Origin of the sequence: Dellaglioa algida DSM 15638 (assembly GCF_001434695.1) — a bacterium.
Classification (GTDB): domain Bacteria; phylum Bacillota; class Bacilli; order Lactobacillales; family Lactobacillaceae; genus Dellaglioa; species Dellaglioa algida.
In genome coordinates this window covers 53,725-79,935 of the sequence record NZ_AZDI01000005.1, presented here as the reverse complement: position 1 = coordinate 79,935, position 26,211 = coordinate 53,725, and the positions used below count along the sequence as shown (strand labels likewise).

Here is a 26,211-nt window from a genome sequence, read left to right as displayed (position 1 = left end):
TTTCTATTTATTTTTTTGAAGTCATGGCTTTAACAATTTTTTTAATCCAATTTAAGAGTGGCTTCCGTTTCGATCCGACTAACCCAATGGACTCAACGAATAACTCTAATCCTGTCAGTGTTGCCACTGACATTAATATTGAACCCCAAATTGACGAGATGGGGTACAGTAAGGAAATAAATGAAAAAATCAGGGCAATTCCATAAATAACCAAGACCGTTTGACGGTGAGTTAATCCCATTTGCATTAATCGATGATGTAAATGGTGTTTATCTGCTTGAGAAATAGGTTTTTTATTTAAAATTCGACGTAACATCGCGTAAATTGTATCCGTGATAGGTACACCCAAAATTAAAACTGGCACGATAATTGAGATAAATGTTGCATTTTTTAGCCCAGATAGTGAAAATACCGCAATCATAAAGCCAATAAACAGCGCGCCAGTATCCCCAAGATAAATTCTTGCCGGAAAAAAGTTATAGGGTAAAAAGCCAATTAAAGCGGCAACTAACGTAAACATCATGATAGCAATATAACTATTTGTGTTAACTAAAAAGAAATATCCTACCAACCCACTCGTAAACAACGCAATAATTGAGACACCCGTTGCGAGTCCATCCAATCCATCAATTAAATTAATTGCATTTGTAATAGCCAATATCCAAATTACTGTAATTGGTAAGCTCAACCAGCCTAAGTTTACAATGCCAAAATAAGGTACGGTGAATGTTGTCATCCGCATATTTGTAAAAAAGTAAACAATCAAAGCGGCAATAGTAATGCCAATCAGTTTTTGTCGCGGGCTTAATTCGAATTTGTCATCTAAAGCACCGGTAATTATGATCACTAACTCAGCAATCGATAGTGAGACCAACATTTTAATTGGATATTGATTTCTTAACACGAAGAAGTTTGTGAAGTTAAAGGCCAAGAAAATGGCTAATCCGCCCATTGTAGGCATTGTAATTTTATTTACTCGACGTTTATTTGGTACGTCAACTGCGCCAATCTTAAGTGAGAACAATCTAACAACTGGCGTTAACAACGCGGAGATAAGCGCTGTTGCGAAAAATGCTACGATAATTGGAAACATTATAGTCCCTCTCCTCATGGTATTGTGTTGTAATATCCTTATAACTATACCACGTTGTTACCTGAATTCAAAAAAAACATCAATTAAAATTAATTGATGTTTTTCGGTCATCATTTTTTCAAATGGTAGTTATAAGTTGCGACAATAATATTTTCACGAGAATTTAAAACTGATCTTAATCTTAAACTCGTTTGGTTATGCAAAATATTTTGCCATGGTTTTTTAGGTAAGAATTGTGGCACCAGAACTGTTGTCGTAAAGTTACGAGCAGCAGCATTTTTAGCAATGACATCCGTAAATTTCACAACGGGCGATGCAATTGAACGATATGACGAATGTAAATCAACGAAGCGAACGCCTGGGAATCGTTCTTTAAATTCGCGTTCTGTTTCGTGTTCCTTTTCAGGATTCGTATCAAATGACACGTGCATTGCAATAACATAATCACCGATTGAACGCGCATAATTAATTGCCCCAGTTGTAACATGGGTCACAGAACTAACTAAAACGATAACCGTCGAGCCATCAAAATCGTGAATTTCTGCTTCTTCTGTTAAACGTAATTGTTCGGCAACTTTATTGTAGTGATCATTAATTTTATAGAAGATAATGTACATGACCGGCATAATAATAAAGAATGGCCATACAGTTGATAAACGATATCTAAAGAGAATTAACAAGATACTTAGTGAAATAAAAGCACCTAAGAAATTGTAAAAGGCCTTCATAATCCAACCTTTTGGACGATCGTGGTACCATTTTACAATCATACCCGTTTGAGATAACGTAAACGGAATGAAAACACCAACTGCATACAATGGGATTAACAACGATGTTGTCCCATTAAAGATAAACGTTAAAATAATTGATCCGGCAGCTAACGTGATAATACCGTTAGAATAACCTAAGCGATCACCTTTATCCATGTATAAATGAGGCATAAATTTATCTTTAGCTAAATTAAAAGCTAAAATTGGAAAAGCCGAAAAACCTGTATTTGCTGCTAATACCAAAATCAAAACTGTTGAAAATTGGAAAATATAGTATAAAATACCTTGTCCAAATGTTGTTTGTGCAATTTGAGAAAGGACAGTCACTTTTTCAGTAGGTACAATTCCATACCAGTAATTCAAGAAAGTAATTCCACCAAAGAAGATTGCTAAAAGTGTTGCCATAATTGTTAACGTAGCTGCCGCATTTTTAGCATGTGGTTTTTTAAAGAAAGGTACTGCATTACTAATTGCTTCAACACCAGTTAATGAAGAAGAACCTGATGAGAATGCTTTTAATAGTAACGCCATTGTGATACCAGGAACAGCAGTACCAACGGCGGCCGTCGCATGATATGGTACCTGACCTGTCATAATATTATAACCACCAACAAGTAACATTAAAATGATCATAACCACGAAAAGGTAAACCGGAACTGTTAGAAATGATGCGGATTCACGTAAACCACGTAGATTCATCGCCATTACTAAAATAATGATAACTACCGAAATACCAACCTGATGCCCATAAAGTGATGGGACAGCGGAAATCAGCGCTTCAGTTCCGGCGGACACACTAACCGCAACGGTTAACATGTAATCAATTAGAAGTGACCCACCGGAAATCAAACCTGCATTTTTTCCCAAGTTCTTACTTGAGACGACATATGCGCCCCCACCTTTAGGATAAGCATGAATGATTTGACGATATGAAATTGTAATTGATGCCAATAAAACTAGGACTAGCAAGGCAATAGGTAATGAGTACCAAATTGCCATCGCAGAAAAACCAACCAAAACAGTAACAATCTGTTCAGTCCCATATGCCACGGATGACAATGCATCTGATGATAAGAGAGCCAATGCCTTAAATTTTGATAATTGTTGATTTCCCTCTTCAGAAGATTTTAATGGTTTCCCTATTAAAAGTCTCTTTAAATAACGCCGCATTTCATTTTTACCCCTTATGTTCTATATTTTTTTAATCGTTATACATGCTGCCAAAATGACACATGTATCTTGCCAGATAATTATTTTAAACAATATTAACTATCCACCGAATGCAGTCTATTTTACTCGTTTATATTTAAATATACAACACCATGAACGAACTTTATTTAAGAACAAAAAAAAGAGCCATCAGCCCCATAATAGCAGCGATTAATAGCTCTTCAAAATTTATTATTTTTTATGACAATCGGGTCTACATCATGCCGCCCATGCCACCAGGCATTTGTTGTGGGTCAGCTGCAGATATTGGTTCTGGTTTATCAGCAACAACTGCTTCAGTCGTTAATAATAATGCTGAGACACTAGCTGCATTTTGTAATGCTGAACGTGTCACTTTTGTTGGATCAACAATTCCAACTGCAATCATATCTTGCCATTCATTTGTTGCGGCATTGAATCCAATACCAGGTTTCTCTGATTTTAATTTTTCAACAATCACAGAACCTTCAAGACCAGCATTCTTTGCAATTTGACGTACTGGTTCTTCTAGAGCACGTTGCACAATCTTAATACCTGTTAATTCATCACCAACTGCTTCAAGTGAAGCAACTTTACCGATTACATTAACAAATGCAGTACCACCACCAGCTACGAAACCTTCTTCAACAGCGGCACGTGTTGCATTTAAAGCATCTTCGATACGGTACTTACGTTCTTTTAATTCTGTTTCAGTTGCGGCACCAACTTTAATGACGGCAACCCCACCTGACAATTTAGCTAAACGTTCTTGTAGTTTTTCACGATCAAATTCAGAAGTTGTTTCATCGATTTGTTTTTTAATTAAACCAACACGTTCGATAATTTTTTCTTTATTACCTGAACCTTCAACAATCACTGTGTTTTCTTTTGTGATATTGACTTTTCCGGCTGAACCTAATTGTTCAATTGTTGTATCCTTCAATTGCAAACCAAGTTCATCTGTAATAACTGTTGCGCCAGTTACGATAGCGATATCTTCAAGCATTGCTTTACGACGATCACCAAAACCAGGTGCTTTAACAGCAACAACATTGAATGTACCACGAATTTTATTCAAGACCAATGTTGGTAAGGCTTCACCATCAACATCATCAGCAATGATTAATAATGGACGACCTTGCTCAACGATTGATTGTAGTAATGGTAATACTTCTTGAATATTAGAAATCTTTTTATCTGTCACTAAAATGTATGGTGTTTCTAAGTTAGCTTCCATTTTATCGTTATCAGTTACCATGTATTGTGATAAGTAACCACGATCAAATTGCATCCCTTCAACAACATCTAATGATGTATCAATACTTTTTGATTCTTCAATTGTAATAACGCCATCGTTACCAACTTTTTCCATTGCATCAGCAATTAAAGCACCAATTTCATCATTAGCTGAAGAAACGGAAGCAATTTGTGCAATATCTTCTTTAGTTTCAACTTTATGTGATAATTCGTGCAATTCAGCAACAGCCGCTTTAGTTGCTGCTTCAATTCCGCGACGAATACCAACTGGGTTAGCACCGGCAGTCACATTTTTCATACCTTCGGTAACAATTGCTTGCGTTAAAACAGTAGCCGTTGTTGTCCCATCACCAGCAATATCATTAGTTTTAGAAGCAACTTCTGAAACTAATTTAGCACCCATATTTTCGAAATGATCTTCTAATTCAATAGCGCGAGCAATTGTCACACCATCATTTGTAATGATTGGTGAGCCATATGATTCTTCCAAAACAACGTTACGGCCTTTTGGTCCTAAAGTTGATTTAACGGTATTGGCTAATTGGTCAACACCTCTAAGCATTGCTGAACGAGCATCTTCAGAAAACTTTAATTCCTTTGACATAATTAATCCACCTCATCTTTAAAATTTATATTAATCTACTGTTGCAACGATATCTTTCTCATGAACAATCAAGTAGTCTTTGCCTTCAAATGAAACTTCTGATCCAGCATATTTATCAAATAAAACGGTTTGTCCGACACTGACAGCAATGGCGATTTTTTCACCATTACGCATTGTACGACCATCACCCACCGCAATAATCTTACCTGTTTGTGGTTTCTCTTGCACATTACTTGCTAAGACAATTCCACCTACTGTTGTTTCTTCTTCTTTAGTTACTTCTAAAATAACACGATCTGCTAATGGTTTTAACACGTTCTATCCCTCCAACTATATTATTTAGCACTCTATCTATGTAAGTGCTAATCACAAAATTAACTATAATCAATTTCCAGGATAATTGCAAGTGTTTAAGCTCTTATTTATATGGAAATTTTGATATGAATTAAATTCGTTATTTGGTCAATTATGCTATACTTATCATACGAATTTATTCAACAAAAACAGTCGTAACTAATTAATAGTCGTTAAAGGAGTTTTCATGTCAAAATCAACTAGTAAAAACTCAATAGCCATTTTATTGGGTTATCTTATTATTTTCATTTTACCAACAATTCTAAATCAAATATTTTCTTTAAAATCAGTTATTTATCCCGTTATGACGGCCGATTACGTTTTAGGCGCCCTACTATTAATCTGGTTAAACCATCACTTTAGTAATAAAAATTCAATAGATGGCCAATCCAAATGGTCGCACATTATTTTATGGGGAATTCTTGGATTTATTTTAACCCTAGTCATCCAAATGGGAATCCAATTAATCTCGTACGCCATTTTAAAAACAACTGTGGCCTCACAAAATACGAGCGAGATTATGACTATTTTTTCAAAATATCCTTATTATATGCTAGCCGTCTCACTTGGTGCCCCAATTATGGAAGAACTCGTTTTTAGAAAGGTTTTCTTTGGCAATTTAGCAAGTTTTATTCCGCCGGCCTTTGCCGCAATGATATCAAGTCTCTTATTCAGTTTGGCACATAATGATGGCCACTTAGCCATCTACTTCTTAATCGGATTGCTCTTTTGCTATCTTTACAAACGAACGGATGATATTAAAACGTCCATGGTCGCACATATTCTCATGAACAGTTTAGTGTTAACGATTCAAGCACTACTCTAAAAGAAAGGTGGAATTATTTTGATTTTGTTACAAGTACAACAAGCTGCCCGATATTTTGGTGCAGACATTTTATTTGAAAATGCCAATATGGATATCAAGGATGACGCCAGGATTGCCTTAGTTGGTCGAAACGGCGCCGGAAAATCTACGTTAATTAAAATGATTATTGACCAAGAAGTGACTGATGCCGGTCAAATTATTAAACATAAAGGGATGACTATCGGTTATTTGGCCCAAACAACAACCGTTTCCTCAGAACGCTCAGTCTGGGAAGAAATGAGTCACGTTTTTGACTACTTAAAGAAAATGGAAGTTCAAATCCATACACTTGAAGCTCAAATTGCCGACCCGAAAAATGCAGAAGATTCTGAAAAATTCGAAAAACTATTAACAACTTACGACCAACTTTCACATGATTTTAGTGAACAAAACGGTTATGGTTATGAATCTGAAATCCGTTCTGTTTTGCATGGTTTTAGATTTTTTGAAGAAGATTTTGGACGCGACATCAGAACCCTTTCCGGTGGTCAAAAAACACGTCTTGCCTTAGCCAAACTACTTTTAGAAAAACGCGATTTACTTATTTTAGATGAACCTACCAACCACTTGGATATTGAAACGTTAACTTGGTTAGAAGGTTATTTAAAAACCTATACAGGCGCCCTTCTCATTGTTTCTCATGATCGCTATTTCCTAGATAAGATTGTGACAGAAGTTTACGATATGAGCCATAATGAAACCACACACTACAACGGTAACTACTCACAGTTCATTGTTAAAAAAGAAGCAAACTTGAAACAAGAATGGAAAGTTTTTGAAAAACAACAAGATAAAATTGAAAAACTTGAAGACTTTGTTAATAAAAATATTGTGCGTGCCTCAACAACTAAGCGAGCACAAAGTCGCCGTAAACAACTTGAAAAAATGGATAAAGTAGGTCGTCCTGAAGGCGATGAAAAAGCACCGCGTTTCAGTTTCAAATCCGCAGACGAGAGTGGCAATATTGTTTTAACCGTTTCTAATGCAGCCGTTGGTTATGATAATCAAGTGTTGTCTGAACCCGTTTCAATCGACTTACATAAACATCAGGTTCAAGCCATTGTTGGACCAAATGGTGTTGGTAAATCTACCTTACTTAAGAGCGTCTTAGGCCAAATCCCCTTTATTCGTGGTGAAGCTTTTCTTGGTGCTAACGTTCATATCGGTTACTATGATCAGGAACAAAACCAATTAACGGATAAAAATACTGTTTTAGACGAATTGTGGAATGACCATCCCTCAACTCCCGAAACAGATATTCGTTCATTACTAGGCAGTTTCTTGTTTTCCGGGGATGACGTTTTGAAACGTGTTTCTAACCTGAGTGGTGGTGAAAAAGCACGTTTAGCCTTAACTAAGCTTGCGATGAACAAAGATAATTTTTTAATTTTTGATGAACCAACTAACCATTTGGATATTGATAGTAAAGAAGTTCTCGAAAAAGCGATTAATAACTTTAACGGAACAGTCTTACTCGTTTCACATGATCGTTATTTTATTAATAAAGTAGCCGAAAGTATTATTGAAGTCTCTAGAGAGGGTTCAACTTACTACATGGGCGATTACGATTACTACGTGGATAAAAAAGAAGAACTGGAAGCAATTGAAGCTGAAAAGCTAGCCCTTGAACTTGCTTCAACGACTGCACTTCCTGAAGCCAAAGTCACAACTAATTACCAACAAAATAAAGAGAATCAAAAAGAACAACGCAAGTTAACACGTGAAATTGATCGTTTGGAGACCGAACTGATCGCTTTGGAAACTCAGAAAACGAAACTTGAAGAAAAAATGTCACAGCCTGATATTTTCAGTAATGCTGATAAACTTCAAGAACTTCAAACTGATTTACAAACCGTTCAAATTGCAATTGAAACTGCAGAAAGTAATTGGGAAGAAGCAAGTCTAGCTCTTGAATAGACTCGCTTCTTTTTTGTTATTTGTTGACATTCAAACAATGAAAGCCTATTCTTTTCTTGTAAACTAAAAATTTAATATAAGTACACTAGGGGTGTTCTTTAGAAGAACTGAGATAAGCTTTTGCAGCTTAATCCCTTCGAACCTGTAAGTCAAAACTTGCGTAGGAAAGTGTGAAGAAGGACCCCACTCTACGATTTTTTTGTTAAGGAGTGGGGTTTTTGTGTGCTTAAGAGGAGAAAACCATGCAATTAGAATTACTCGATAGAATCCGTTCAGAAAATCCGGTTATATTTAACATTTCAAATTACATCACTGTTCAAGACGTTGCCAACGGGCTTAATTCAATTGGGGCTTCACCCATCATGCCCAGCGCAATTGAGGAAGCAAGCGAGATGCTTCAGATTTCTTCCGGTGCCGCAATTAATATGGGCTCATTCAGAAGTAATGAGCTTCCCTACATTGAGAAAGTCGGTCAACTTGCCAATGACTTAAATATCCCACTTGTACTAGATCCCGTTGCTGTGGCAATGCCCTACCGTCAAAAAGTGGTAACCAATTTATTAGACCATATCCATTTCGACTTTATTCGCGGTAATGCTGGCGAAATAGCCGCACTTGCCGGTATCAAATGGCAGGCCAAAGGAATTGATGCTGGTGATGGCTCCGCTGATTTAGCAGAGGTCGCAAAAAAAGTTGCAAAACGCTACAACTGTACGGTTGTTTTAAGTGGTCCAACCGATTATATTTCTGATGGAACGCATGACACAACAGTGACTCACGGCACGCCCCTTTTCCAGATTCACGTGGGTTCGGGTGACATACTTTCAAGTTTAATTGCCGCATTTGCAGCAGTTTCTAAAGATAACTACTTTGAAGCGGCAAGAATGGCTTGTCTTATTTTTGCGACAACTGGTGAAATCGTCGCAAATGAATTGGTAGATGAAAAACCAGGTAGTTTTATTGTCGCCTTACTAGATAAATTACATTTGGTGACAACAAAAGAAATTGCCGACCAAATAACTATGGAGGACTAAATATAATGACTGATTTTCCACAAGCACTTTCAATTGCTGGATCAGATAGCAGCGGTGGTGCTGGTATGCAAGCTGATTTGAAAACAATGCAAGAACGCCACGTGTACGCTGCCACTGTTCTTGTCGCAATTACGGCACAAAATACATTAGGCGTTCAAGATAGCCTTCCACTACCCGCTAAGATTATTAATGAACAATTCACATCAATCGCAGATGATTTAGCTATTAAAGCGTGCAAAACAGGAATGCTAGCCGATTCAGAGCACGTTTCTATCGTCGTAGAAAACCTAAAGAAATACGACTTTGGTCCGTTAATTGTTGATCCCGTCATGGTCGCAAAAGGTGGAGCAACGCTTCTGACCGAAGATGCCGTCATCACAATAAAAGAAAATTTGGTTCCACTGGCTACAGTGGTGACGCCAAATATTCCTGAAGCTGAAGTACTCACAGGTCTAACGATTAACTCCAAGGAAGATATGATTATGGCCGGTAAAAAAATGAAGGCCTTAGGTGCAAAAAATGTCATTATTAAAGGTGGTCATCAGAATTCTGCAGATACCGCGAGTGATTTCATCTTACTAGAAAATGGCCATTCATTTTGGTTATCTTCAAAACGCATTGATACAATCCGAACTCATGGTACCGGAGATACACTATCAGCATGCATTGCCGCTGAGTTAGCCAAAGGTGTGGACGTTGAAACGGCTATTATAACGGCCAAAAAATATGTTGAAGCGACAATTGCCGATGGTATTATTGTTGGCCACGGTCATGGTCCCCTAAACCATTGGGCGTATCGAAAGGTCTCAAAAAATGCAAAACTTTAATCAAGCATGGTTAGCAAGTTACTTTATTGCAGGAACACAAGACGTTCCTGACAATCAATTATTACCTATATTAGAAAAAGCATTGAAAGCTGGCATCTCTTGCTTTCAATTCAGAGAAAAAAATCCATTAAACCCATTAAATAAGACACAGAAAAAGGCACTTGCAATCGGCTGTCAAAATTTATGTGCAGCATACAATGTCCCATTTTTCATTGACGATGACCTTTCTCTAGCGCTCGACATTCACGCAGACGGTATTCACGTTGGTCAAACAGATCAACGAATTACAGATGTCATTCAACAAGCAGCAGGTCAATTAAGTATTGGACTCTCTTGCCAGACGCTTGATCAAATTAATGCGGCAAATCAATTATCAGCTGTTGATTATGTTGGTAGTGGTCCCATTTTCCCTACAAATTCTAAACCAGATGCCACCGTCCCACTTGGAATTACTGGGCTTTCTCAATTACTGGCTATCAGCGACCACCCGATTGTTGCCATTGGCGGTATTTCAGAGACTAATTTAGCTGATTTATCCAAGACAACTGTTTCAGGCGTCGCCGTTATCTCATTAATTTCCCAAAGTACCGATATTAAACAAACGGTTCAATCCATTAATCGTTATTTCAGATTGGGGGACGCCTAAGATGTCTGAATCTAAAGCATTGAATGGCCAATTTTTAATTTGGCTGGGCGCGGCCATTTCAATCGCTGAAATTATGACTGGAATGTTGCTGGCACCACTTGGGTTTTCCAAGGGTCTCCTTGCTATTTTAATGGGGCATTTAATTGGGTGCGGTCTCTTTTTATTACCTGCCGGTTATATTGGCGCTAAGAAACATCAGACGGCTATTCAATCAACAAAATCTACTTTCGGTTCAACCGGCGTTATTTTATTCTCACTGATCAACTTAGTTCAATTAATTGGTTGGACGGCAGTTATGATTGTTAACGCTATTTCCGCAATGAATGGTGTGTCAAATTCCTTATTTAATTTTAAAAATTCAATTATTATGGGCATCATTATGGCAATTTTAATTATCATTTGGCTTTTAGTTGACATATCTCACTTATATCAGATTAATTTAGTTATTGTTAGTCTGTTAGTTATTGGCTCAATCATCATGATTTTTTTAATTTTTAAAACGCCCATTTCACATACGCCAAATCTTACTACGATGACGTTTGGTTCAGCCGTTGAACTAAATATTACGATGGCATTGTCTTGGTTACCGCTGATTGGTGATTACACAAAATCAACAACTCGTCCAATCGCGATGTCCGCGATCAGTTCTATGGGCTACTTTATCGGTAGTTTTATCATGTTTACAATTGGCTTATTTTTAACAACTAGAACCGGCTATACTGATTTCACATCATTCTTAGTCACTTCTGGTTTAGGTATTATTGCCTTATTCATCATTATTTTTTCAACTGTAACGACAACTTTTTTAGATGTTCTTTCAGCAACAATTAATATTCAAAATATTCATCCCTTCAGAAACATAAAATTAGTTAGTCCCGTTATTGTAATACTCGGTTTAATCATTGCATGGGTAGTCCCAATTGATAACTATCAAACGTTCTTATATTTTATCGCATCCGTCTTCACACCACTATACGCAATTGTATTTGTTAGTTATTTCGTTATGAAGCAATCGTTACCTTATTGGTTAAATATTTTTTGGTGGCTAGTTGGTATTTTCGCTTACTACCAACTGCAATCATTTGATTTCATCCTGGGGACAACAATTGTACTCTTAATCGGATTAAGTTTATTTGTTTACTTGTCACAATTTATTTTACCTAAGCGATACCTTAAAAAAATACGTTAAACTGAAAGTAAAAAAATAGAGTTCTAGAATGACCCTCGATGTTAACCTCACATCAAATATCATTCTAGAACTCTATTTTCATATTGATAGTTAAGCAATCCAATCAAATTCTAAACTAGGATCCGCATTCAAATCTAAACCAGCACGTTGCCCTTTTAGAAATTCAACATAACCTGCGGCACCAATCATAGCAGCGTTATCACCACATAATTTAATGGGTGCTTTAATAAATTCAACAGTATCCATTTTTTCCATGTCAGCTTCAAGTCTAGCGCGTAGCCCTTTATTTGCGGCTACACCACCAGCTAGAATTAATTGCTTAATATCATATTCATGACATGCGCGAAGCGTCTTTTCAGCAAGCACGTCAACTACACTTTGTTGGAAACTCGTTGCTAAATCGGCACGATCCAACGTTTCACCTAGTTGATCTGCATGATGAACGGTATTGATAAAGGCACTCTTCAAGCCACTAAAGCTAAAGTCATAGTTATCATCCTTAATCATTGCACGAGGGAAATTAAAAGTATCCTTCCCTGTATGCGCAAGTTCATCAATTTCTTTTCCTGATGGATAAGTCATCCCAAGAACACGTCCTACTTTATCGTAAGCTTCACCGGCAGCGTCATCACGCGTCTCACCGATAATTTCAAATTGACCTTCTTCTGGCATGTAAACGAGTTCTGTATGTCCACCCGAAACAAGTAGCGCCATTGAAGGGTAGCTTATCTCTGATTCATAACGCGCCGCAAAGATATGTCCGGCCATATGATTAACTGGTATTAATGGTAATTCATGGGCAAAAGCAATTGCCTTTGCTGCAGATACACCAACTAATAATGCACCCACTAATCCAGGTCCATAAGTAACTGCAACTGCATCTAGATCGTCATAGCTAACGTTGGCTTCCGTCATTGCATCTTGAACGCAACTCGTAATTTGTTCAATGTGGTGGCGACTGGCAACTTCAGGTACCACACCGCCAAATCGTTTATGGCTATTAACCTGTGTAGCGACAATGTTCGACAAGATAATATGTCCATCTTCAACCACCGCAACACTAGTTTCATCACAACTTGATTCAAATGCTAAAATTAAATTTTTTTTCTCTGCGCTCATTGGGACTCCTTCCTACTGACTTTATATTTACTATCTTAATTTAAGTAACATATCAACGGCATCTTGGCCATCTTCAACATAATAATTCTCTTGAATACCAACTTTGTTAAATCCCAGTTGGTGATACAAGTTCAATGCGGCCTGATTATCACGACGGACTTCTAGACTAACTGTTTTAAATTTCATTAATCGAGCTCGCTTCGTGATCGCCGTAACTAGGAAATTGCCCATCCCTCTACCCTGACATTCTGGCAGAACGGCAATGTTCGTAATGTGAACATCCCCAGTTATTGCATCCGTTGAGCAGCCAATAAACCCTAACATTTTATCTTCTTTACGTAAGACAAGATACAAGGTTCTCCCTTTTTGACAAATCTCGCCTTCGAATATTTTAGCACTCCATGGTGATTTACCATCATAAACTGCCTTCTCAATTTCAAGTAGTTCAGGAATATCAGGAACAACAGCACGTGTCATAAAATAAGTTTCATTTCTAATTTGAATACGATGATTTTGAAAAACTAATGTTCTCGCGGGTTCATCTATCCTAAAATCTGGGATGATTTGTTTCACTCGTGCTTTAAATTTTTTCAACATAGGTATTATGATCCTTATCTGAATGAGTTTCTAGCCACTGGGATTCTGCCTGCGTTAAACGTAGGTAATTTGGAATAAACGTTTCCTGTTCAACAGGCTCTTTATCTTTACCAATCAGCCCCAAAATAAAGGCCTGTGGGACGTTTAAAAACGGAGCCGGAAAATATGCCTGTTCGCCCAAAATATCGATAATTTGGGGCTTAAATAAATCAACATCGGTTCCAACAAAAATTTGTGATTGGTTACGTTCTTTTAATTCAGTAAGCCATGCCACAAGGTCTCGGTGTTGATCTGGCAACTCATTTATCAGTTCATTACTATTTCTATATAAGCCGGAAAAAACATGATTTCTGCGGGCATCAAATAACGGTACGATATCGGTTTTGTCATCTGAAATACCTGCAGCCAATAGTTCCAAACTAGAAACACCGACTAATTCACAATCTAATGCAAACGCGAGTGTTTTGGCGGTTGCAACGCCAATTCTAAGGCCCGTAAAAGACCCTGGTCCCTGCGCAACAATAATTCTATCTAATTCAGCAGGTTTTACGCCGGCTAATTTCATGACATCAGCGATTGCTGGCATCAGTGTAATGCTATGATTTTTTTTAATATTTGTTGTCATAGTTGCCAATAGCGTCTTGTCTTCTAGAACAGCGACACTGAGTGGTATGTTCGATGTATCAATTGCTAAAATTTTCATTCATATCTTCCTTTATTTCTGCTTTGTTCATATTTTAGCACAAAAATAGCTTAACACATTTTTTCTAAGAAAAAATTAACAAAAAAATAGAGCAAGTCTCTTGCCCTATCATCGCTATATATTTATTTTGAAAAACCATTTGGATGTGATTGTTCAAAAGTCCATGCCGTTTTAATGATGTCTTCCATATTTTCATACTTAGGTGTCCAACCAAGAACTTCACGTGCTTTACCACTAGCGGCAATTAATGTTGAAGGATCACCTGCACGTCTTGGTGCAATTTCAGCAGGAATTTCTTTACCTGTTGCACGACGAGCTGCTTCTAAGATTTCTTTGTTTGAGAATCCGTTAGATGAACCTAAGTTAAAGGCGTTACTTTCGTTTCCTTCAAGCAAGTAATCTAAAGCAAGAATATGTGCATCTGCTAAATCGATAACGTGGACATAATCACGGATATTTGTACCATCTTTTGTATCGTAATCGTCACCAAAAATTTGTAATTTTTCACGTTCACCATTGGCAACTTGTAAAATAATTGGAATTAAATGTGTTTCAGGATTATGATCTTCACCGATACTACCATCTGGTTTTGAGCCTGCAACATTAAAGTAGCGTAAGGCAACAAATTTAACGCCATCTGCAACGTCAGTCCAATGCATAATTTTCTCCATGGCTAATTTGCTTTCACCATATGGATTCGTTGGAATTTGAGGATCGTCTTCATGAATTGGCACAACTTTAGGTTCGCCATACGTTGCTGCCGTTGAAGAAAAGACAATCTTCTTCACACCAACCTCAGTCATGACTTCAAGTAAATGAACCGTTCCTGCTGTATTGTTGTCAAAATATTTTAATGGTTTTTCCATTGATTCGCCAACAAGAGATGAGGCAGCAAAATGGATAACCGCTTCAATATCTTCATTTTTGAAAACATCGCGCATAAAATCTTTATCTGCAATATCGCCTTGATAAAATTTTGCTGCTTTATTAACAGCTTCTACATGTCCTGTTACTAAGTTATCAACAACAACCACATCGCGGTTATTTTCTACTAACTGATCAACGGTATGTGAACCAATGTAGCCTGCGCCACCTAAAACTAAAATTGACATTTAACATTCCTCCAAGGGGTTTTTGATAATTTCATTATAGCTTACTTCATTGAGTATATCACGAATTAAAGCCTTTTCAATAAATAAATAGACGGCAATAAACTCGCCGTCTTGTAATTTTTTTATAAGTCACCTGTTAAGAATTGTGCTTTCCCCATACCAAAGCTCCAATCTTCATCAGTGTTAGTTGTTAGATTAATCACTAAATCTTCCGGTCTCAAGCCAACTTTTTGTTGTAACTGATTCATTAACCGATGATAAAAATCTTCTTTTTGCTCAGTCGTTCTTGGTCGTGTTGTTAAACTGAAAACGAGGACATCTTCGGTTCTCGTAAATCCTAGTCCGGTATCCAGAACTTGCATCTCGTTCGCCGCGTGTTGCGTAACAATTTGATACCTATCACCGACTGGCGCTCCAAATGATTGAAGCATAACATCATACGCAATGTCCAAAATCTCTTTTATCTGACTTTCAGAACGGCCTTTAATCATATCAACTCTCATTACTGGCATAATCCATCCCCCCTATAATCGTTTACCTAATCTTTGAATCTGTTTATTATTACCAACAATATACAACAACATAATTTGAATAGGAATTAAAAATAAATCTTTAATCCCACGCGCATAGATAATTGTCCAAGGCGATTGATACATGAGTACCAACCAAAATGTATTTAATAATAAATCAATTACAATGACATTGATTAATACGGCGATGATAATCCGTGGTAATGTAAATGGATTTTTATAAAACACAAGCCCATAGAAAAACGCACCCAGAAAAGCGGATAATGTGAATCCCCAGAAAAAGGTTCCCCCTTTACTGAATAATATGGTCCCAACCAAATCGGATAAAACAGAACCGATACCACCCAGTAACGGGCCAAACCAAGCTGCCAGAAGATAAGTCACAATAAACGTAAAACTAATCCTCAACGTTAATACTTGATACGATAAAAAATTGGTTAGAATAATTTGACCGGCTATTAATAAGCCCATCACTGCTATATTCCTTGCAGTCAATCTCTTTGTTAAATTTTCCATGATTCAGACATCTCCTCGTTGGAGTTGCCACATTATAATATGCGGCGAATGCGAGAATACAACCGCAGCTATCGCTAGCCTTCGTCCAAAAGACACATTCCGTCCTTTTGGCACTTAACGCTGTACTCTCTACCCCGAAATTTTGTAGTTTACTACTTGGACAGTATAGCACTAAACCTAGTTAACACTGAATGTTTCATTTTAATTTACCTTATTTTTCCGGATCATAAAAATAAAGCCCATAATTAGGCCAATCGTAGCAGGTAGCATCCAACTCAAGCCAATATTGAATAAAGGTAGATAATGATTTGCAAAATTTAACATATTTTTCGTAAATGCTAGATTTTTTACTGACATTGGCATTGCGTTTAACCCATCAAAAATAGCGCTAAAAAAGGTCAGCACAGTTAACCACTTGTATAAAATACCAACTTTTAAGTTATAGCTCTCCAAAACGGGTTCCAAACATGCTGCAATCATCAAGACAATTGCAAGCGGATAAAGCAACATTAAGACCGGCGTTGATAACGAGATTAATTGATCTAACCCAACGTTTGCAATCAAGAAACTAACCACGCAACCCAATGTAAGATACAATTCATAACTACCCCGGCCAATAATTTCAGCGCATGTTTTAGCAAAGGCGCTAGTTACGCCAATTGCCGTCTTAATGCAGGCCACTACAATAATTGCAGCGAGAAAGAGACTCCCCAAGCTTCCAAAATAACGTTCTGCTACCTGAGCCAAAACAGCTCCACCATTATCAGAACGCGCAAATGAACCTAAGCTAGTTGCCCCTAAATAGGCCAAACAGGTATAGATAATACCCATTAAAATAACGCTGATACTACCAGAATAAATAATCCCTTTTGTAATTGATTTGGAATTTGTGACGCCTAAATCTTTAATTGTATCCACAATAATAATACCAAAAGCTAGACCAGCCAGTGCATCCATTGTGTAATAACCCTGCCCAAAAGCTGACATAAATGTATTTTTTTGATAAATACTTGTTGCAGCAAAATCTGCATAGTTACCCATTGGTTGGATAAATACGAATAATAATAAAATAGCTAGCGCACATAAAAATATTGGGTTTAAATACTTACCCACGTAAACTAAGATCTTAGTTGGCTTAATTGCCAACAACCAAACTACCGTAAAAAATAAAAACGAAAATAATAAAAGCCAACCAGCTTGTTGACCGGGTTTAATGTGCGGCGCAATCCCAATTTCGAACGGAATTGTTGCTGATCTTGGCCCAGCAAATAACGGTCCAATCGTTAAATAAAGTAACATTGTAAAAATGATACCGTATGGTTTACTAACCTTGGATGCTAACTCAAAAACACCTCGGCTTTTAGATAATCCTATCGCAATGACACCTAAAAAAGGTAAACCAACGCCGGCGACTAAGAAGCCTAAATTACCTAGCCAAAGATTTTGTCCTGATTGCTGACCAACAAAAACAGGAAAAATTAAATTTCCTGCGCCAAAAAATAACCCAAATAACATTGAACTAATAAATAAATAATCGTTCCTACTTAATCGCTTTTCTTCCATCTTCATGACCACCTTATCTGTCATATACCGTAACAAATTCATAGTCAAAGTACAATATAATCTGTATAATCTAATTGTCAGCAAGGAGGAAACTATGAAAAAAATATTAATTTTACATACTGGTGGCACTATTGCCATGTCCGAAAATCAAGAAACAGGGGCCATTGCGCCTGGTGCAGAGAACCCCTTAAATCAAGCCGTAAACCCATTTGGTGATCGTTTTGATTTAATTACTGAGAACGTCTTTAATCTACCTTCTCCACATATCGGTCCTAAAGAAATGTTAATTATCCAAAAAAGAATTATGCTCGCTTTCAACGAAAATATTGATGGTGTCGTTATTACTCATGGCACAGATACATTGGAAGAGACCGCTTATTTCTTAGATTTAACCTTACCTAATCACTTACCAGTTGTCCTAACAGGTGCTATGCGCTCAGCAAATGAAATCGGCTCAGATGGTTTACACAATTTCCAAACAGCCATTTTAACTGCCGCAAGTGATGATGCCGTGGATAAAGGTGTGTTAGTCGTCATGAATGATGAAATTCATACCGCTCGTTATGTCACAAAAACACATACAACTAATGTCGCAACGTTTAGAACACCAACATTTGGTCCCATTGGTAGTATTGCTAAAGACAGTGTTAATTTTTTTGCCGAGTTACTTAGTCAAACTTGCCTAGCAATTGATGAAGTTGTTGATCACGTTTATCTCATTAAGGCTTACGCCGGAATGGACGCTGAGTTACTTGGTTTTCTTGATAACGACCAAACAAACGGTGTTGTCATCGAGGCTCTTGGCGCTGGCAATTTGCCACCACAAGTTCTAGAAAATCTTCAAAAATTAATCGACCGAGATATCCCAGTCGTCATTGTTTCACGCTGTTTTAATGGTGTGGCACAAGATGTTTATGACTATGAAGGTGGTGGCGTCCAATTAAAGAAAATGGGTGGCATCTTCTGCCGTGGCTTAAACGGGCAAAAAGCACGCATTAAGTTATTAGTTGGTTTGAGTACCGGACTTCAAAAAGATGAACTCGCAATTTACGTCGCAGATGCATTGTCATAAAATCGAAAAAAGTCTCAACTTCAAATAATGAAGTTGAGACTTTTTTAATTTTAACGTTCTGTCCATTCACAATCTGCTTCACAATACACGTCATCACCAATCTTAATTTGATGATGAGTTAATAATCCCTCGTTCTTTATAACAACGATGCTATCGATTTTGTGACCATAATGAATTTCTTTTTCATACTTAATATTCATATGTTTTAAGTTATGTGACATCAGAAATTCTTCTGTCAGTGAATCCAATAACCAGTCAAAATACCTAGAATTATTAACATGTTGATTTGGATCAATATCAAAAAATCGAACATCATATGATTTTTTAAAATCTACCGTATCCTCATCTGAAATACCAACTGGATTTTCTAAGCGTTCAATTCTACGCGTATATTCGGCCCCAAAAGGTTCAATAACTTCGGGTAATACCCGAACCATTTTACGCGTTTCATGATCCATTAAGACGAGTACAGCATGAACACGTGCACACTCATTACCCTCTTCATCATGAACCCAAAAGTCTCGATAACAGAAAAAGCGATTATATGAAACTGCCTCTGTTGTTAACGTTAATTTTTCATCAATATGAGGCATTCTCTCAACATCAATCAGATATTGCGTAATAACCCAACCGAAACCCAAATCGGATAGATGCTTTTCGGTGAGACCCAGATGATCACTTTGATCCGTTGAGACCAAAATAATCATATTAATTAGCATGGCCATTGTTACACGACCACTTTTATCGCCTTCGTAATAGACGGCGCGATGCGTTTCACTAAACTTATTATCTTCCACTATGTCTGCCCCTTAAATATGATGATAGAGATTATAGATTTCTTGTTTTTTCATTTCTTGTTTTTTCGCGATTTCTTTAATTGCGTCATTCGTTTTCATACCGGTTTCAATTAAATAACCAACTTGTTCTTCAATGGTCATACCTGCCAAATGGTCAACCTCTGTTGCCTCGGGTGAATCATTTCCTTCAACAATCACGCAAAATTCTCCCCGGACCTGATCTGACCCGGCCCATTCAATAGCGTCATCTAATGTACCACGTAAAAATTCTTCATAACGTTTAGTTAATTCGCGACAAAGAACCACTTTACGTTGCCCGCCAAAACTAACAGCAAGTTGTGCTAATGTTTTTTTCAAACGATGTGGTGCTTCATAGAAAATGATGGTCATTGTTTGATTTTTTAACTCTGCTAGTTCTTCTTTTTGATCCTTTGGCTTACGCGATAAGAATCCATAAAATAAGAATGGTTGTGGTGCCAATCCCGATGCGATTAATGCTGTAATTCCAGCATTTGCTCCGGGAAGTGGAACCACTGGAATTTTAGCTTCAATACATGCTTTAACCAGATCATGACCTGGATCACTGATTGAAGGCATTCCAGCATCACTTACCTGCGCAATTGACTGACCTGCTAATATTTTCTCAATGAATTGTGGTATACGTTCTTGCGTATTATGTTCATGAAAGCTCAATTGACTTGTTTCAATATCAAAGTGGTTTAATAATTTTTGTGTATTTCGTGTATCTTCAGCTGCTATGTAATCGACCTCTTTTAAAATGTCGATTGCCCTAAATGTCATATCAGATAAATTACCAATCGGTGTTGGTACTAAATATAATGACCCGGTTGTTCCTTTACCTTGGAAGCTGCTCTGTGCGGCTATTTCACTCATATTTCGCGCTCCCCATAGATTAAGTCTAGGCAGAATGCACAAGGCTCATCGTCGACCCGACGTGAACCGTACATCCCTTCAATATTACAAACATGAAATCCTTGATCATATAATTTTTCTAAATTTTGGCGTGATTTTGATAGATTAGCATCAGAAGATTCGTTAAAATCTTTAGACGTTTGTCGCTCTATTTCACTTAGTCTCTCTCTTAGATGTTGGTTTTCAATCTCTAATTCAGCGTTATTTTCAAGAACGCCGGTCATATCAGATTTTATTGTTTCAAAACTCGATAACATCCGTTTCATTTCCTCTTCGATAGCTATAAAATTATCATATAGTTGACGCTTATCCACAAAATCACCTTCATTTCATATTCTATAAGTCTATTAATTTTAATGTTGTTGATTCAAGTACACTTTGAAATGCAATATTCGTTTGAAGTAAATTTTTAATTTGCAAGCAATTATCTAATATCTCAACTAATTTTTCATCACTAATTAATTGAATGACTTTATCAATTTCAGCTAGTCGGTCAGAAAAGCTAATTTGTTCTTTTCGATTATAGCGAACAAGTAAACAATCTCGCGCTAACAATATAATTAAATCAGCCATCAATAGCTGTTGGTTTTTTTCTTTTACGAGTGGTACTAATTTAGTTTGAACTAAAATAAAACTTTCAGTATCATTTTTCAATAACTTATTGAACCAATTCCAAACCTGTTTAGTCATCTCAATAAAATTCTCATCTTGCGACAATTCTTCCGCACGGCTGATGCTCTCAGTTACATGAACGAGTAAATTTGCTTGATCTTTTAAGACGCCCTTATTCAATAGACTTTGAATTAATTTATCCTGAGATAACGCCGCAAAATTGACTAGCTGGCAACGTGATTGAATCGTTGGCAGAATTTGATTTTTGTTTTCCGTTAACAAGAACGCCGTCACAGTCCCGACGGGTTCTTCCAAAAATTTCAGTAAACTATTAGCAGCGCTTGCGGTCATACTTTCAGCCTTTTCAATAATAAAGACCTTTTGATTACCCTCAACACCACTTTTAGAAAATTCTGACTTCAAAAACCGAATTTGATCAACTTTGATTGACTGCCCATCAGGTTTAACGACGACGACATCTGGATGATTACCCGATAGAATTCGGCGACATTCCGCACAAACACCACATGGCTTTAGATCCTCATCAGCGGTACAAAAAAGTCTCATTGCAATCCATTGTGACAGTTCAATCTTACCAACGCCTTCTTGTCCCGCGAATAGATACGCATGAGCCAATTGATTCATTGTTGTTAACTTTTTAAAATGTTCAATTAAGGCCGGTTGTAATTCTTGAATCGTTATATTACTGGTTTCAGTAACCATTTCCGTCATTACTATTTACCCCTAAAATTGGTGAAATTGTTCTACTGGCAAGACGAATACCGTTGCGCCACCAACTTGAACTTCTAAAGGGAATGGCACTTGCGCATCCATTGAGACATCCAAATTAACAGGAGGAGCCATAAATTGTTCACGACTCGAAGATGTTTCCTTAATAATCTGTAAAACCTCATCCACACGTTCGTCTTCAATCCCAATTAAAAAAGTTGTATTCCCAGATTTTAAAAACCCACCTGTTGACGATAACTTTGTCGCACGGACATTTGCATCGATAAATACATTACTTAATCGGTTACTATCTTTATCTTGAACAATCGCTGTAATTAATTTCATTTGAATTCCCTCATTTCATTTATTTAAAAGACTCGGGTAATTTCTTCATTAAAACCTTGATACAATCTTCAATAACTTTATCCAAAGGTTGCGCCGCATCAATAGTAACTATGCGTTCAGGATTTTCCACCGCTAGCTGTTGGTAAGCTTTACGCACCTTTTGATGAAAAGCTAATTTCTCATCATCCAATCGATTCACTTCATTTTGACGGTGTTCAAAAATACGTTTTAAGCCAATTTCGGATGGCACATCAAAATACAAAGTTAAGTCAGGTTCTGTTCCATTTGTTGCAAATAAATTCATATCAGCAACTGCCTGCATGCCAATGTCTCTACCAGCTCCCTGATAGGCGATTGAGCTATCTACATAACGATCACACATGACTAATTTATTCGCCTCAAGCGCCGGTAAAATGGTTTCTACAATATGCTGACGTCTTGATGCCGCAAATAACAACGCTTCTGTTCGTTTATCCATTTCGGGATAGTCTTGATTTAAGACAACATCGCGAACGGCTTCAGATATTGGATTTCCACCTGGTTCACGTGTTACGACTAACTCTGTTGCTAAAAGCACTTTTATTTTTTCTATAATACCTTTTAAAGCGCTTGTTTTACCGGACCCATCTGGCCCCTCAATCGTTACAAATTTTCCAGTCACATTAACGACCCCAATGCTTATTATTATTGTACTTGAATCTTAAAAACCTGTCTATAAGATAAACCTGTTAACAGTATACTATCTCTCGTTTAATAAATCTAATCACTCATTTACAAAAAAACGTCAAGACAAGTTATTCAACCGTCTCAACGTTCACTCTAATTAATGTGTAATTACCGAGGCCTGCATGTGTCCCTTAACGGAACGAACACGAGCTTCATTGTAGAGGAAGAAATATCTTGCTCTCGCCATTTTTGTTTCATTGATTAATTCTGCATCAACTTCATAAATAGCCTCTTCGGTTTGTTTGGCTTGATCCCACGCTAACTTAGCACGGTCAATTGAATTTAATAATTCTGTATCATATTCTTTACGTAATTTAAGTTTTGCTTTTTTATTAAACATGTTATCAACCCATTTCTATATTTCAGTCCGTCCCTCAATAGCTTTAAATAAAGTCATTTCATCAGCGTATTCAATATCACTACCCACTGCCAATCCATGAGCTAACCTTGTGACTTTGATACCTGCAGGTTTAATCAATCGAGATAAGTACATTGACGTTGCTTCACCCTCTGGTGTTGCATTTGTCGCAATGATGACTTCCTGCATATCGGGATGTGTTTGAAGCCTTGTTAATAAACTCGTGATATTAATATCTTCGGGTCCCTTGCCTTCGATTGGTGATAGAACACCATGTAAAACATGGTATAACCCGTGATATTCCTTCATTTTTTCTAATGACATGACATCTTTAGGTTCTTCTACTACGATAACTTTCGTTTGATCGCGTGATGGATCAGAACAAATCTGACAAGGATCTTCTTCCGTGATATTACCGCAAATACTACAATAATGCAGATCACGCTTAGCAGATATCAATGATTTAGCAAAATCCGTGACATCATCTTCATCCATATCAATTGTAAAAAAAGCTAATCTTGTAGCAGTTTTGCCACCAATACCCGGTAATTTCATATAACTTTCAATCAACTTTGCGATAGGTTCAGGATATTGCATTTTCTTTAGACCTCTTTAACTTTAAGTTTATAGTCCAGGCATTCCTTGAGAGTATTTGCCTAATTTATCAGCCGTTGTTGTTTCAATTTTAGTCATTGCGTCATTAACAGCCATGATAACCAAATCTTGTAGCATATCAACATCGTCAGGATCAACTACTTCTTCTTTAATTGAAATATCAGTCATTTTTTTGTCTCCCGTAAAGGTTACTTTGACTAATCCATTTGAAGCTTCACCGACAAATTCAGTTTGATTCAAAGCATCTTGATCCTTTGTCATTTCTTTTTGTAATTTTTGCATTTGTTTCATCATACCTTGCATGTTACCATTTCCTCGCATCATTATTAATTACACCCTTTCTAATCTTGTTTAATTTCTATATTTTCAGTTCCAAAAATTTCTTCGGCTTTTGAAACGACTTGCTCAACCACCTCGGGAACTGGTTCAATCGTTGTTTCATTTCCTTCATGACCATTTTGTTCGATATACGATTTACGTACTTCTGGCCATTGCTCAGCCGTAATACAAACCAACTTAGGCGTATTATGCAACAATCGATCTAGCCCATTACCTAAAGCATCGAGCAGTTCTGTATCACCTGATGCCTTAGCAGCTAAGAAATCGTAGTTAAAACTAACAAGTACACTATCTGGACTAGCCGCAACCGGCTCACTTGCCTGCATAATAGCTCGTTGCGTCACTGAAAGTTGTTGCAATAGTTCTGGCCAAACCTGTTTTAATTGTACCAAACTTTCTTTTGTAGCGTTATCTAAAATAGGATAAATTTGACTTAAATTTAATGTCGCCTTTTTTTGTGTAGTAACATTTTTTTTGGGTTTCGCTACCGACACAGTCTGATGTTGATTGTCATGCTTGTTTAGATTAAGTAATTGTTTTTTTAAAGTCTCTACTGTTTTAGTTAAGTCATTAATTTGTTTAGCGGCTTCTTGATTAAGTCCAGACTGACTATTATCACTAACCACTTCTATCGTACTAAACTGTGATAACCGAATCGTCAAAACTTCTAAATACACGTCTGGATGTGTTGTAAATCGCATTTGTTGTTGAACTTCATTTAAAATATTAATCATTTGGTATAAGAATTCAGCAGAAATAGTTTGTGATAACGTCTTAAATGTATCATCAACCATCCCTAATTCAAGTTGATTAATGAGTGCTGGTGCTTGTTGATATAGCAATAAATCACGACCATACGCAATCAAATCCTCTATTAATCTAGTTGAGTCCTTGCCCTCATCAATAATTTCTTGAATCGTTTCTAGCGCCTGAGTGGTTTCTTTTTGACTAACTTCTGTCACATAAGTTTGAATTTTATCTTGCGTCACACTACCCGTCACTAACAACGCATTATCTAGTGTCACTTTATTATCGCCAAATGAGATAACCTGATCTAAAATACTTAGTGCGTCTCGCATGCCACCTTCAGCCGCTTTTGCGACAACTTTAAGTGCCGGTTCTTCATATTCAATTTCTTTTTCCGTTAAAATGTACACCATTCGAGCATAACTATCAGCTGGCGTAATTCGTTTGAAATCAAACTTCTGTGTTCGAGAAATGATTGTTGCCGGAATCTTATGGGGCTCAGTTGTTGCAAGAATAAAAATAACATTTTCGGGAGGTTCTTCAAGTGTCTTCAATAACGCATTGAAAGCACCCGTAGATAACATATGAACTTCATCAATAATATAGATTTTAAAATCAGCTTGTGTGGGTGCATATTTAACTTTATCACGAATATCACGGATTTCTTCAACACCATTATTAGATGCGGCATCGATTTCAATGACATCATTTAATTGGCCATTCGTAATGGCGACACATGTTTCACATTTATTACACGGTTCACCATTTTCTTGAAAGTGGCAGTTAACCGCTTTGGCAAAAATTTTAGCCGCGGATGTTTTACCAGTTCCGCGTGGTCCGTTAAAAATGTATGCGTGACTCGTTTGATGTGTCATAATGGCATTTTTTAACGTTCGCGTAATCATGTCTTGACCCACTAAATCGCTAAACTTTTGTGGCCGCCAAACACGGTACAAAGCTTGATAACTCATCACAATCTCCCCTTTCAAAATCTATAAATAGTTTTTTAAATAAAAAAATCTCTCAGCCATTTCTGACTAAGAGTCTTAAATAA

28 protein-coding genes and 2 riboswitches are annotated in these 26,211 nt (G+C 37.0%); of the genes, 7 read left to right on the top strand and 21 right to left on the bottom strand.

Annotation, left to right across the window (positions count from 1 at the left end):
- Positions 1 to 7: 7 nt before the first annotated feature.
- From FC66_RS04940 to groES, 4 genes are all read right to left on the bottom strand, one after another.
- Positions 8 to 1,093 carry a glycosyltransferase family 4 protein gene (locus tag FC66_RS04940; protein WP_057974276.1) on the bottom strand — a complete coding sequence of 362 codons (1,086 nt, stop codon included), beginning with the start codon at positions 1,091 to 1,093 and terminating at the stop codon, positions 8 to 10.
- Between the two features lie 110 nt (positions 1,094 to 1,203).
- Positions 1,204 to 3,033: an APC family permease gene (locus tag FC66_RS04935; RefSeq protein WP_057974275.1), complete on the bottom strand. Its 1,830-nt coding sequence runs from the start codon at positions 3,031 to 3,033 to the stop codon at positions 1,204 to 1,206.
- Positions 3,034 to 3,286: 253 nt separating this feature from the next.
- Positions 3,287 to 4,912 (bottom strand): chaperonin GroEL, encoded by a 1,626-nt coding sequence (gene groL / locus FC66_RS04930; protein ID WP_057974274.1) that lies wholly within the window; start codon positions 4,910 to 4,912, stop codon positions 3,287 to 3,289.
- A 30-nt stretch (positions 4,913 to 4,942) separates the two neighbouring features.
- Positions 4,943 to 5,227: a co-chaperone GroES gene (groES, locus tag FC66_RS04925; protein ID WP_057974273.1), complete on the bottom strand. Its 285-nt coding sequence runs from the start codon at positions 5,225 to 5,227 to the stop codon at positions 4,943 to 4,945.
- Positions 5,228 to 5,453: 226 nt separating this feature from the next.
- Here groES and FC66_RS04920 point away from each other — a divergent pair, with 226 nt between their 5' ends.
- From FC66_RS04920 to cytX, 6 genes are all read left to right on the top strand, one after another.
- Positions 5,454 to 6,092, top strand: a complete 639-nt coding sequence (locus tag FC66_RS04920; protein ID WP_057974272.1) for a CPBP family intramembrane glutamic endopeptidase — start codon at positions 5,454 to 5,456, stop codon at positions 6,090 to 6,092.
- 18 nt (positions 6,093 to 6,110) lie between these two features.
- Positions 6,111 to 8,048, top strand: coding sequence for an ABC-F family ATP-binding cassette domain-containing protein (locus tag FC66_RS04915; protein WP_057974271.1), 1,938 nt, complete (start codon positions 6,111 to 6,113; stop codon positions 8,046 to 8,048).
- Positions 8,049 to 8,125: 77 nt separating this feature from the next.
- Positions 8,126 to 8,232, top strand: a riboswitch (TPP riboswitch).
- Positions 8,233 to 8,290: 58 nt separating this feature from the next.
- Positions 8,291 to 9,082 carry a hydroxyethylthiazole kinase gene (gene thiM, locus FC66_RS04910; protein ID WP_057974270.1) on the top strand — a complete coding sequence of 264 codons (792 nt, stop codon included), beginning with the start codon at positions 8,291 to 8,293 and terminating at the stop codon, positions 9,080 to 9,082.
- A 5-nt stretch (positions 9,083 to 9,087) separates the two neighbouring features.
- A complete protein-coding gene (gene thiD, locus FC66_RS04905) occupies positions 9,088 to 9,909 on the top strand; it encodes a bifunctional hydroxymethylpyrimidine kinase/phosphomethylpyrimidine kinase (RefSeq protein WP_420911474.1) in 822 nt (273 codons plus the stop codon).
- Positions 9,896 to 10,555, top strand: a complete 660-nt coding sequence (gene thiE / locus FC66_RS04900) for a thiamine phosphate synthase (RefSeq protein ID WP_057974268.1) — start codon at positions 9,896 to 9,898, stop codon at positions 10,553 to 10,555. Before thiD ends, thiE begins: the two co-directional genes overlap by 14 nt.
- A gap of 1 nt (position 10,556) precedes the next feature.
- Entirely contained in the window at positions 10,557 to 11,744 is a 1,188-nt protein-coding gene (gene cytX, locus FC66_RS04895) for a putative hydroxymethylpyrimidine transporter CytX (RefSeq protein WP_057974267.1), read from the top strand.
- 90 nt (positions 11,745 to 11,834) lie between these two features.
- On the opposite strand, the gene tsaD is transcribed toward cytX, so the two are convergent.
- From tsaD to brnQ, 7 genes are all read right to left on the bottom strand, one after another.
- On the bottom strand, positions 11,835 to 12,863 hold the full coding sequence (tsaD, locus tag FC66_RS04890) for a tRNA (adenosine(37)-N6)-threonylcarbamoyltransferase complex transferase subunit TsaD (protein WP_057974266.1): 1,029 nt from the start codon (positions 12,861 to 12,863) through the stop codon (positions 11,835 to 11,837).
- A 30-nt stretch (positions 12,864 to 12,893) separates the two neighbouring features.
- On the bottom strand, positions 12,894 to 13,460 hold the full coding sequence (gene rimI, locus FC66_RS04885; protein WP_057974265.1) for a ribosomal protein S18-alanine N-acetyltransferase: 567 nt from the start codon (positions 13,458 to 13,460) through the stop codon (positions 12,894 to 12,896).
- A complete protein-coding gene (gene tsaB, locus FC66_RS04880; RefSeq protein WP_057974264.1) occupies positions 13,444 to 14,163 on the bottom strand; it encodes a tRNA (adenosine(37)-N6)-threonylcarbamoyltransferase complex dimerization subunit type 1 TsaB in 720 nt (239 codons plus the stop codon). The genes rimI and tsaB overlap by 17 nt, the downstream gene beginning before the upstream one ends.
- Before the next feature lie 122 nt (positions 14,164 to 14,285).
- Entirely contained in the window at positions 14,286 to 15,275 is a 990-nt protein-coding gene (gene galE / locus FC66_RS04875) for a UDP-glucose 4-epimerase GalE (protein ID WP_057974263.1), read from the bottom strand.
- A 122-nt stretch (positions 15,276 to 15,397) separates the two neighbouring features.
- Complete coding sequence (locus FC66_RS04870) at positions 15,398 to 15,787, bottom strand: tautomerase family protein (RefSeq protein WP_057974262.1); 390 nt, start codon at positions 15,785 to 15,787, stop codon at positions 15,398 to 15,400.
- Between the two features lie 12 nt (positions 15,788 to 15,799).
- The gene (locus tag FC66_RS04865) at positions 15,800 to 16,321 is read right to left on the bottom strand and encodes a folate family ECF transporter S component (protein ID WP_057974261.1); all 522 of its coding nucleotides are present in this window, start codon (positions 16,319 to 16,321) and stop codon (positions 15,800 to 15,802) included.
- Positions 16,322 to 16,361: 40 nt separating this feature from the next.
- A riboswitch (THF riboswitch) is annotated at positions 16,362 to 16,460 on the bottom strand.
- Positions 16,461 to 16,522: 62 nt separating this feature from the next.
- On the bottom strand, positions 16,523 to 17,884 hold the full coding sequence (gene brnQ, locus FC66_RS04860; RefSeq protein WP_057974260.1) for a branched-chain amino acid transport system II carrier protein: 1,362 nt from the start codon (positions 17,882 to 17,884) through the stop codon (positions 16,523 to 16,525).
- Between the two features lie 94 nt (positions 17,885 to 17,978).
- Between brnQ and FC66_RS04855 the strand changes: the two genes are divergently transcribed.
- The gene (locus tag FC66_RS04855; RefSeq protein ID WP_057974259.1) at positions 17,979 to 18,956 is read left to right on the top strand and encodes an asparaginase; all 978 of its coding nucleotides are present in this window, start codon (positions 17,979 to 17,981) and stop codon (positions 18,954 to 18,956) included.
- Positions 18,957 to 19,006: 50 nt separating this feature from the next.
- Here FC66_RS04855 and FC66_RS04850 read toward each other — a convergent pair whose 3' ends face one another.
- From FC66_RS04850 to dnaX, 10 genes are all read right to left on the bottom strand, one after another.
- Positions 19,007 to 19,753, bottom strand: coding sequence for an acyl-[acyl-carrier-protein] thioesterase (locus FC66_RS04850; RefSeq protein ID WP_083478967.1), 747 nt, complete (start codon positions 19,751 to 19,753; stop codon positions 19,007 to 19,009).
- 12 nt (positions 19,754 to 19,765) lie between these two features.
- A complete protein-coding gene (gene rsmI, locus FC66_RS04845; protein ID WP_057974258.1) occupies positions 19,766 to 20,647 on the bottom strand; it encodes a 16S rRNA (cytidine(1402)-2'-O)-methyltransferase in 882 nt (293 codons plus the stop codon).
- Entirely contained in the window at positions 20,644 to 21,000 is a 357-nt protein-coding gene (locus FC66_RS04840; protein ID WP_057974257.1) for a DNA replication initiation control protein YabA, read from the bottom strand. Before FC66_RS04840 ends, rsmI begins: the two co-directional genes overlap by 4 nt.
- A gap of 22 nt (positions 21,001 to 21,022) precedes the next feature.
- Positions 21,023 to 22,030: a DNA polymerase III subunit delta' gene (gene holB / locus FC66_RS04835; RefSeq protein WP_235804043.1), complete on the bottom strand. Its 1,008-nt coding sequence runs from the start codon at positions 22,028 to 22,030 to the stop codon at positions 21,023 to 21,025.
- A gap of 12 nt (positions 22,031 to 22,042) precedes the next feature.
- Complete coding sequence (locus tag FC66_RS04830; RefSeq protein ID WP_057974256.1) at positions 22,043 to 22,372, bottom strand: cyclic-di-AMP receptor; 330 nt, start codon at positions 22,370 to 22,372, stop codon at positions 22,043 to 22,045.
- Positions 22,373 to 22,391: 19 nt separating this feature from the next.
- Complete coding sequence (tmk, locus tag FC66_RS04825; protein WP_057974255.1) at positions 22,392 to 23,033, bottom strand: dTMP kinase; 642 nt, start codon at positions 23,031 to 23,033, stop codon at positions 22,392 to 22,394.
- A gap of 162 nt (positions 23,034 to 23,195) precedes the next feature.
- Positions 23,196 to 23,438 (bottom strand): YaaL family protein, encoded by a 243-nt coding sequence (locus tag FC66_RS04820; protein ID WP_057974254.1) that lies wholly within the window; start codon positions 23,436 to 23,438, stop codon positions 23,196 to 23,198.
- A gap of 15 nt (positions 23,439 to 23,453) precedes the next feature.
- The gene (recR, locus tag FC66_RS04815) at positions 23,454 to 24,053 is read right to left on the bottom strand and encodes a recombination mediator RecR (RefSeq protein ID WP_057974253.1); all 600 of its coding nucleotides are present in this window, start codon (positions 24,051 to 24,053) and stop codon (positions 23,454 to 23,456) included.
- 27 nt (positions 24,054 to 24,080) lie between these two features.
- A complete protein-coding gene (locus tag FC66_RS04810) occupies positions 24,081 to 24,395 on the bottom strand; it encodes a YbaB/EbfC family nucleoid-associated protein (protein WP_057974252.1) in 315 nt (104 codons plus the stop codon).
- Positions 24,396 to 24,412: 17 nt separating this feature from the next.
- Entirely contained in the window at positions 24,413 to 26,128 is a 1,716-nt protein-coding gene (gene dnaX / locus FC66_RS04805) for a DNA polymerase III subunit gamma/tau (protein ID WP_057974251.1), read from the bottom strand.
- Between the last annotated feature and the right edge of the window lie 83 nt (positions 26,129 to 26,211).

Excerpts from the sequence above, each read along its gene's own strand:
- FC66_RS04830 (WP_057974256.1), bottom strand. The coding sequence starts at position 22,372 with ATGAAATTAATTACAGCGATTGTTCAAGATAAAGATAGTAACCGATTA.
- galE (WP_057974263.1), bottom strand. The coding sequence starts at position 15,275 with ATGTCAATTTTAGTTTTAGGTGGCGCAGGCTACATTGGTTCACATACC.
- FC66_RS04940 (WP_057974276.1), bottom strand. The coding sequence starts at position 1,093 with ATGTTTCCAATTATCGTAGCATTTTTCGCAACAGCGCTTATCTCCGCG.
- thiM (WP_057974270.1), top strand. The coding sequence starts at position 8,291 with ATGCAATTAGAATTACTCGATAGAATCCGTTCAGAAAATCCGGTTATA.
- thiE (WP_057974268.1), top strand. The coding sequence starts at position 9,896 with ATGCAAAACTTTAATCAAGCATGGTTAGCAAGTTACTTTATTGCAGGA.
- thiD (WP_420911474.1), top strand. The coding sequence starts at position 9,088 with ATGACTGATTTTCCACAAGCACTTTCAATTGCTGGATCAGATAGCAGC.
- FC66_RS04865 (WP_057974261.1), bottom strand. The coding sequence starts at position 16,321 with ATGGAAAATTTAACAAAGAGATTGACTGCAAGGAATATAGCAGTGATG.
- FC66_RS04810 (WP_057974252.1), bottom strand. The coding sequence starts at position 24,395 with ATGATGCGAGGAAATGGTAACATGCAAGGTATGATGAAACAAATGCAA.
- recR (WP_057974253.1), bottom strand. The coding sequence starts at position 24,053 with ATGCAATATCCTGAACCTATCGCAAAGTTGATTGAAAGTTATATGAAA.
- FC66_RS04870 (WP_057974262.1), bottom strand. The coding sequence starts at position 15,787 with ATGCCAGTAATGAGAGTTGATATGATTAAAGGCCGTTCTGAAAGTCAG.
- rsmI (WP_057974258.1), bottom strand. The coding sequence starts at position 20,647 with ATGAGTGAAATAGCCGCACAGAGCAGCTTCCAAGGTAAAGGAACAACC.
- FC66_RS04820 (WP_057974254.1), bottom strand. The coding sequence starts at position 23,438 with ATGTTTAATAAAAAAGCAAAACTTAAATTACGTAAAGAATATGATACA.
- dnaX (WP_057974251.1), bottom strand. The coding sequence starts at position 26,128 with ATGAGTTATCAAGCTTTGTACCGTGTTTGGCGGCCACAAAAGTTTAGC.
- brnQ (WP_057974260.1), bottom strand. The coding sequence starts at position 17,884 with ATGGAAGAAAAGCGATTAAGTAGGAACGATTATTTATTTATTAGTTCA.
- cytX (WP_057974267.1), top strand. The coding sequence starts at position 10,557 with ATGTCTGAATCTAAAGCATTGAATGGCCAATTTTTAATTTGGCTGGGC.
- FC66_RS04855 (WP_057974259.1), top strand. The coding sequence starts at position 17,979 with ATGAAAAAAATATTAATTTTACATACTGGTGGCACTATTGCCATGTCC.
- rimI (WP_057974265.1), bottom strand. The coding sequence starts at position 13,460 with ATGTTGAAAAAATTTAAAGCACGAGTGAAACAAATCATCCCAGATTTT.
- tsaD (WP_057974266.1), bottom strand. The coding sequence starts at position 12,863 with ATGAGCGCAGAGAAAAAAAATTTAATTTTAGCATTTGAATCAAGTTGT.
- FC66_RS04935 (WP_057974275.1), bottom strand. The coding sequence starts at position 3,033 with ATGCGGCGTTATTTAAAGAGACTTTTAATAGGGAAACCATTAAAATCT.
- FC66_RS04920 (WP_057974272.1), top strand. The coding sequence starts at position 5,454 with ATGTCAAAATCAACTAGTAAAAACTCAATAGCCATTTTATTGGGTTAT.
- holB (WP_235804043.1), bottom strand. The coding sequence starts at position 22,030 with ATGACGGAAATGGTTACTGAAACCAGTAATATAACGATTCAAGAATTA.
- tsaB (WP_057974264.1), bottom strand. The coding sequence starts at position 14,163 with ATGAAAATTTTAGCAATTGATACATCGAACATACCACTCAGTGTCGCT.
- groL (WP_057974274.1), bottom strand. The coding sequence starts at position 4,912 with ATGTCAAAGGAATTAAAGTTTTCTGAAGATGCTCGTTCAGCAATGCTT.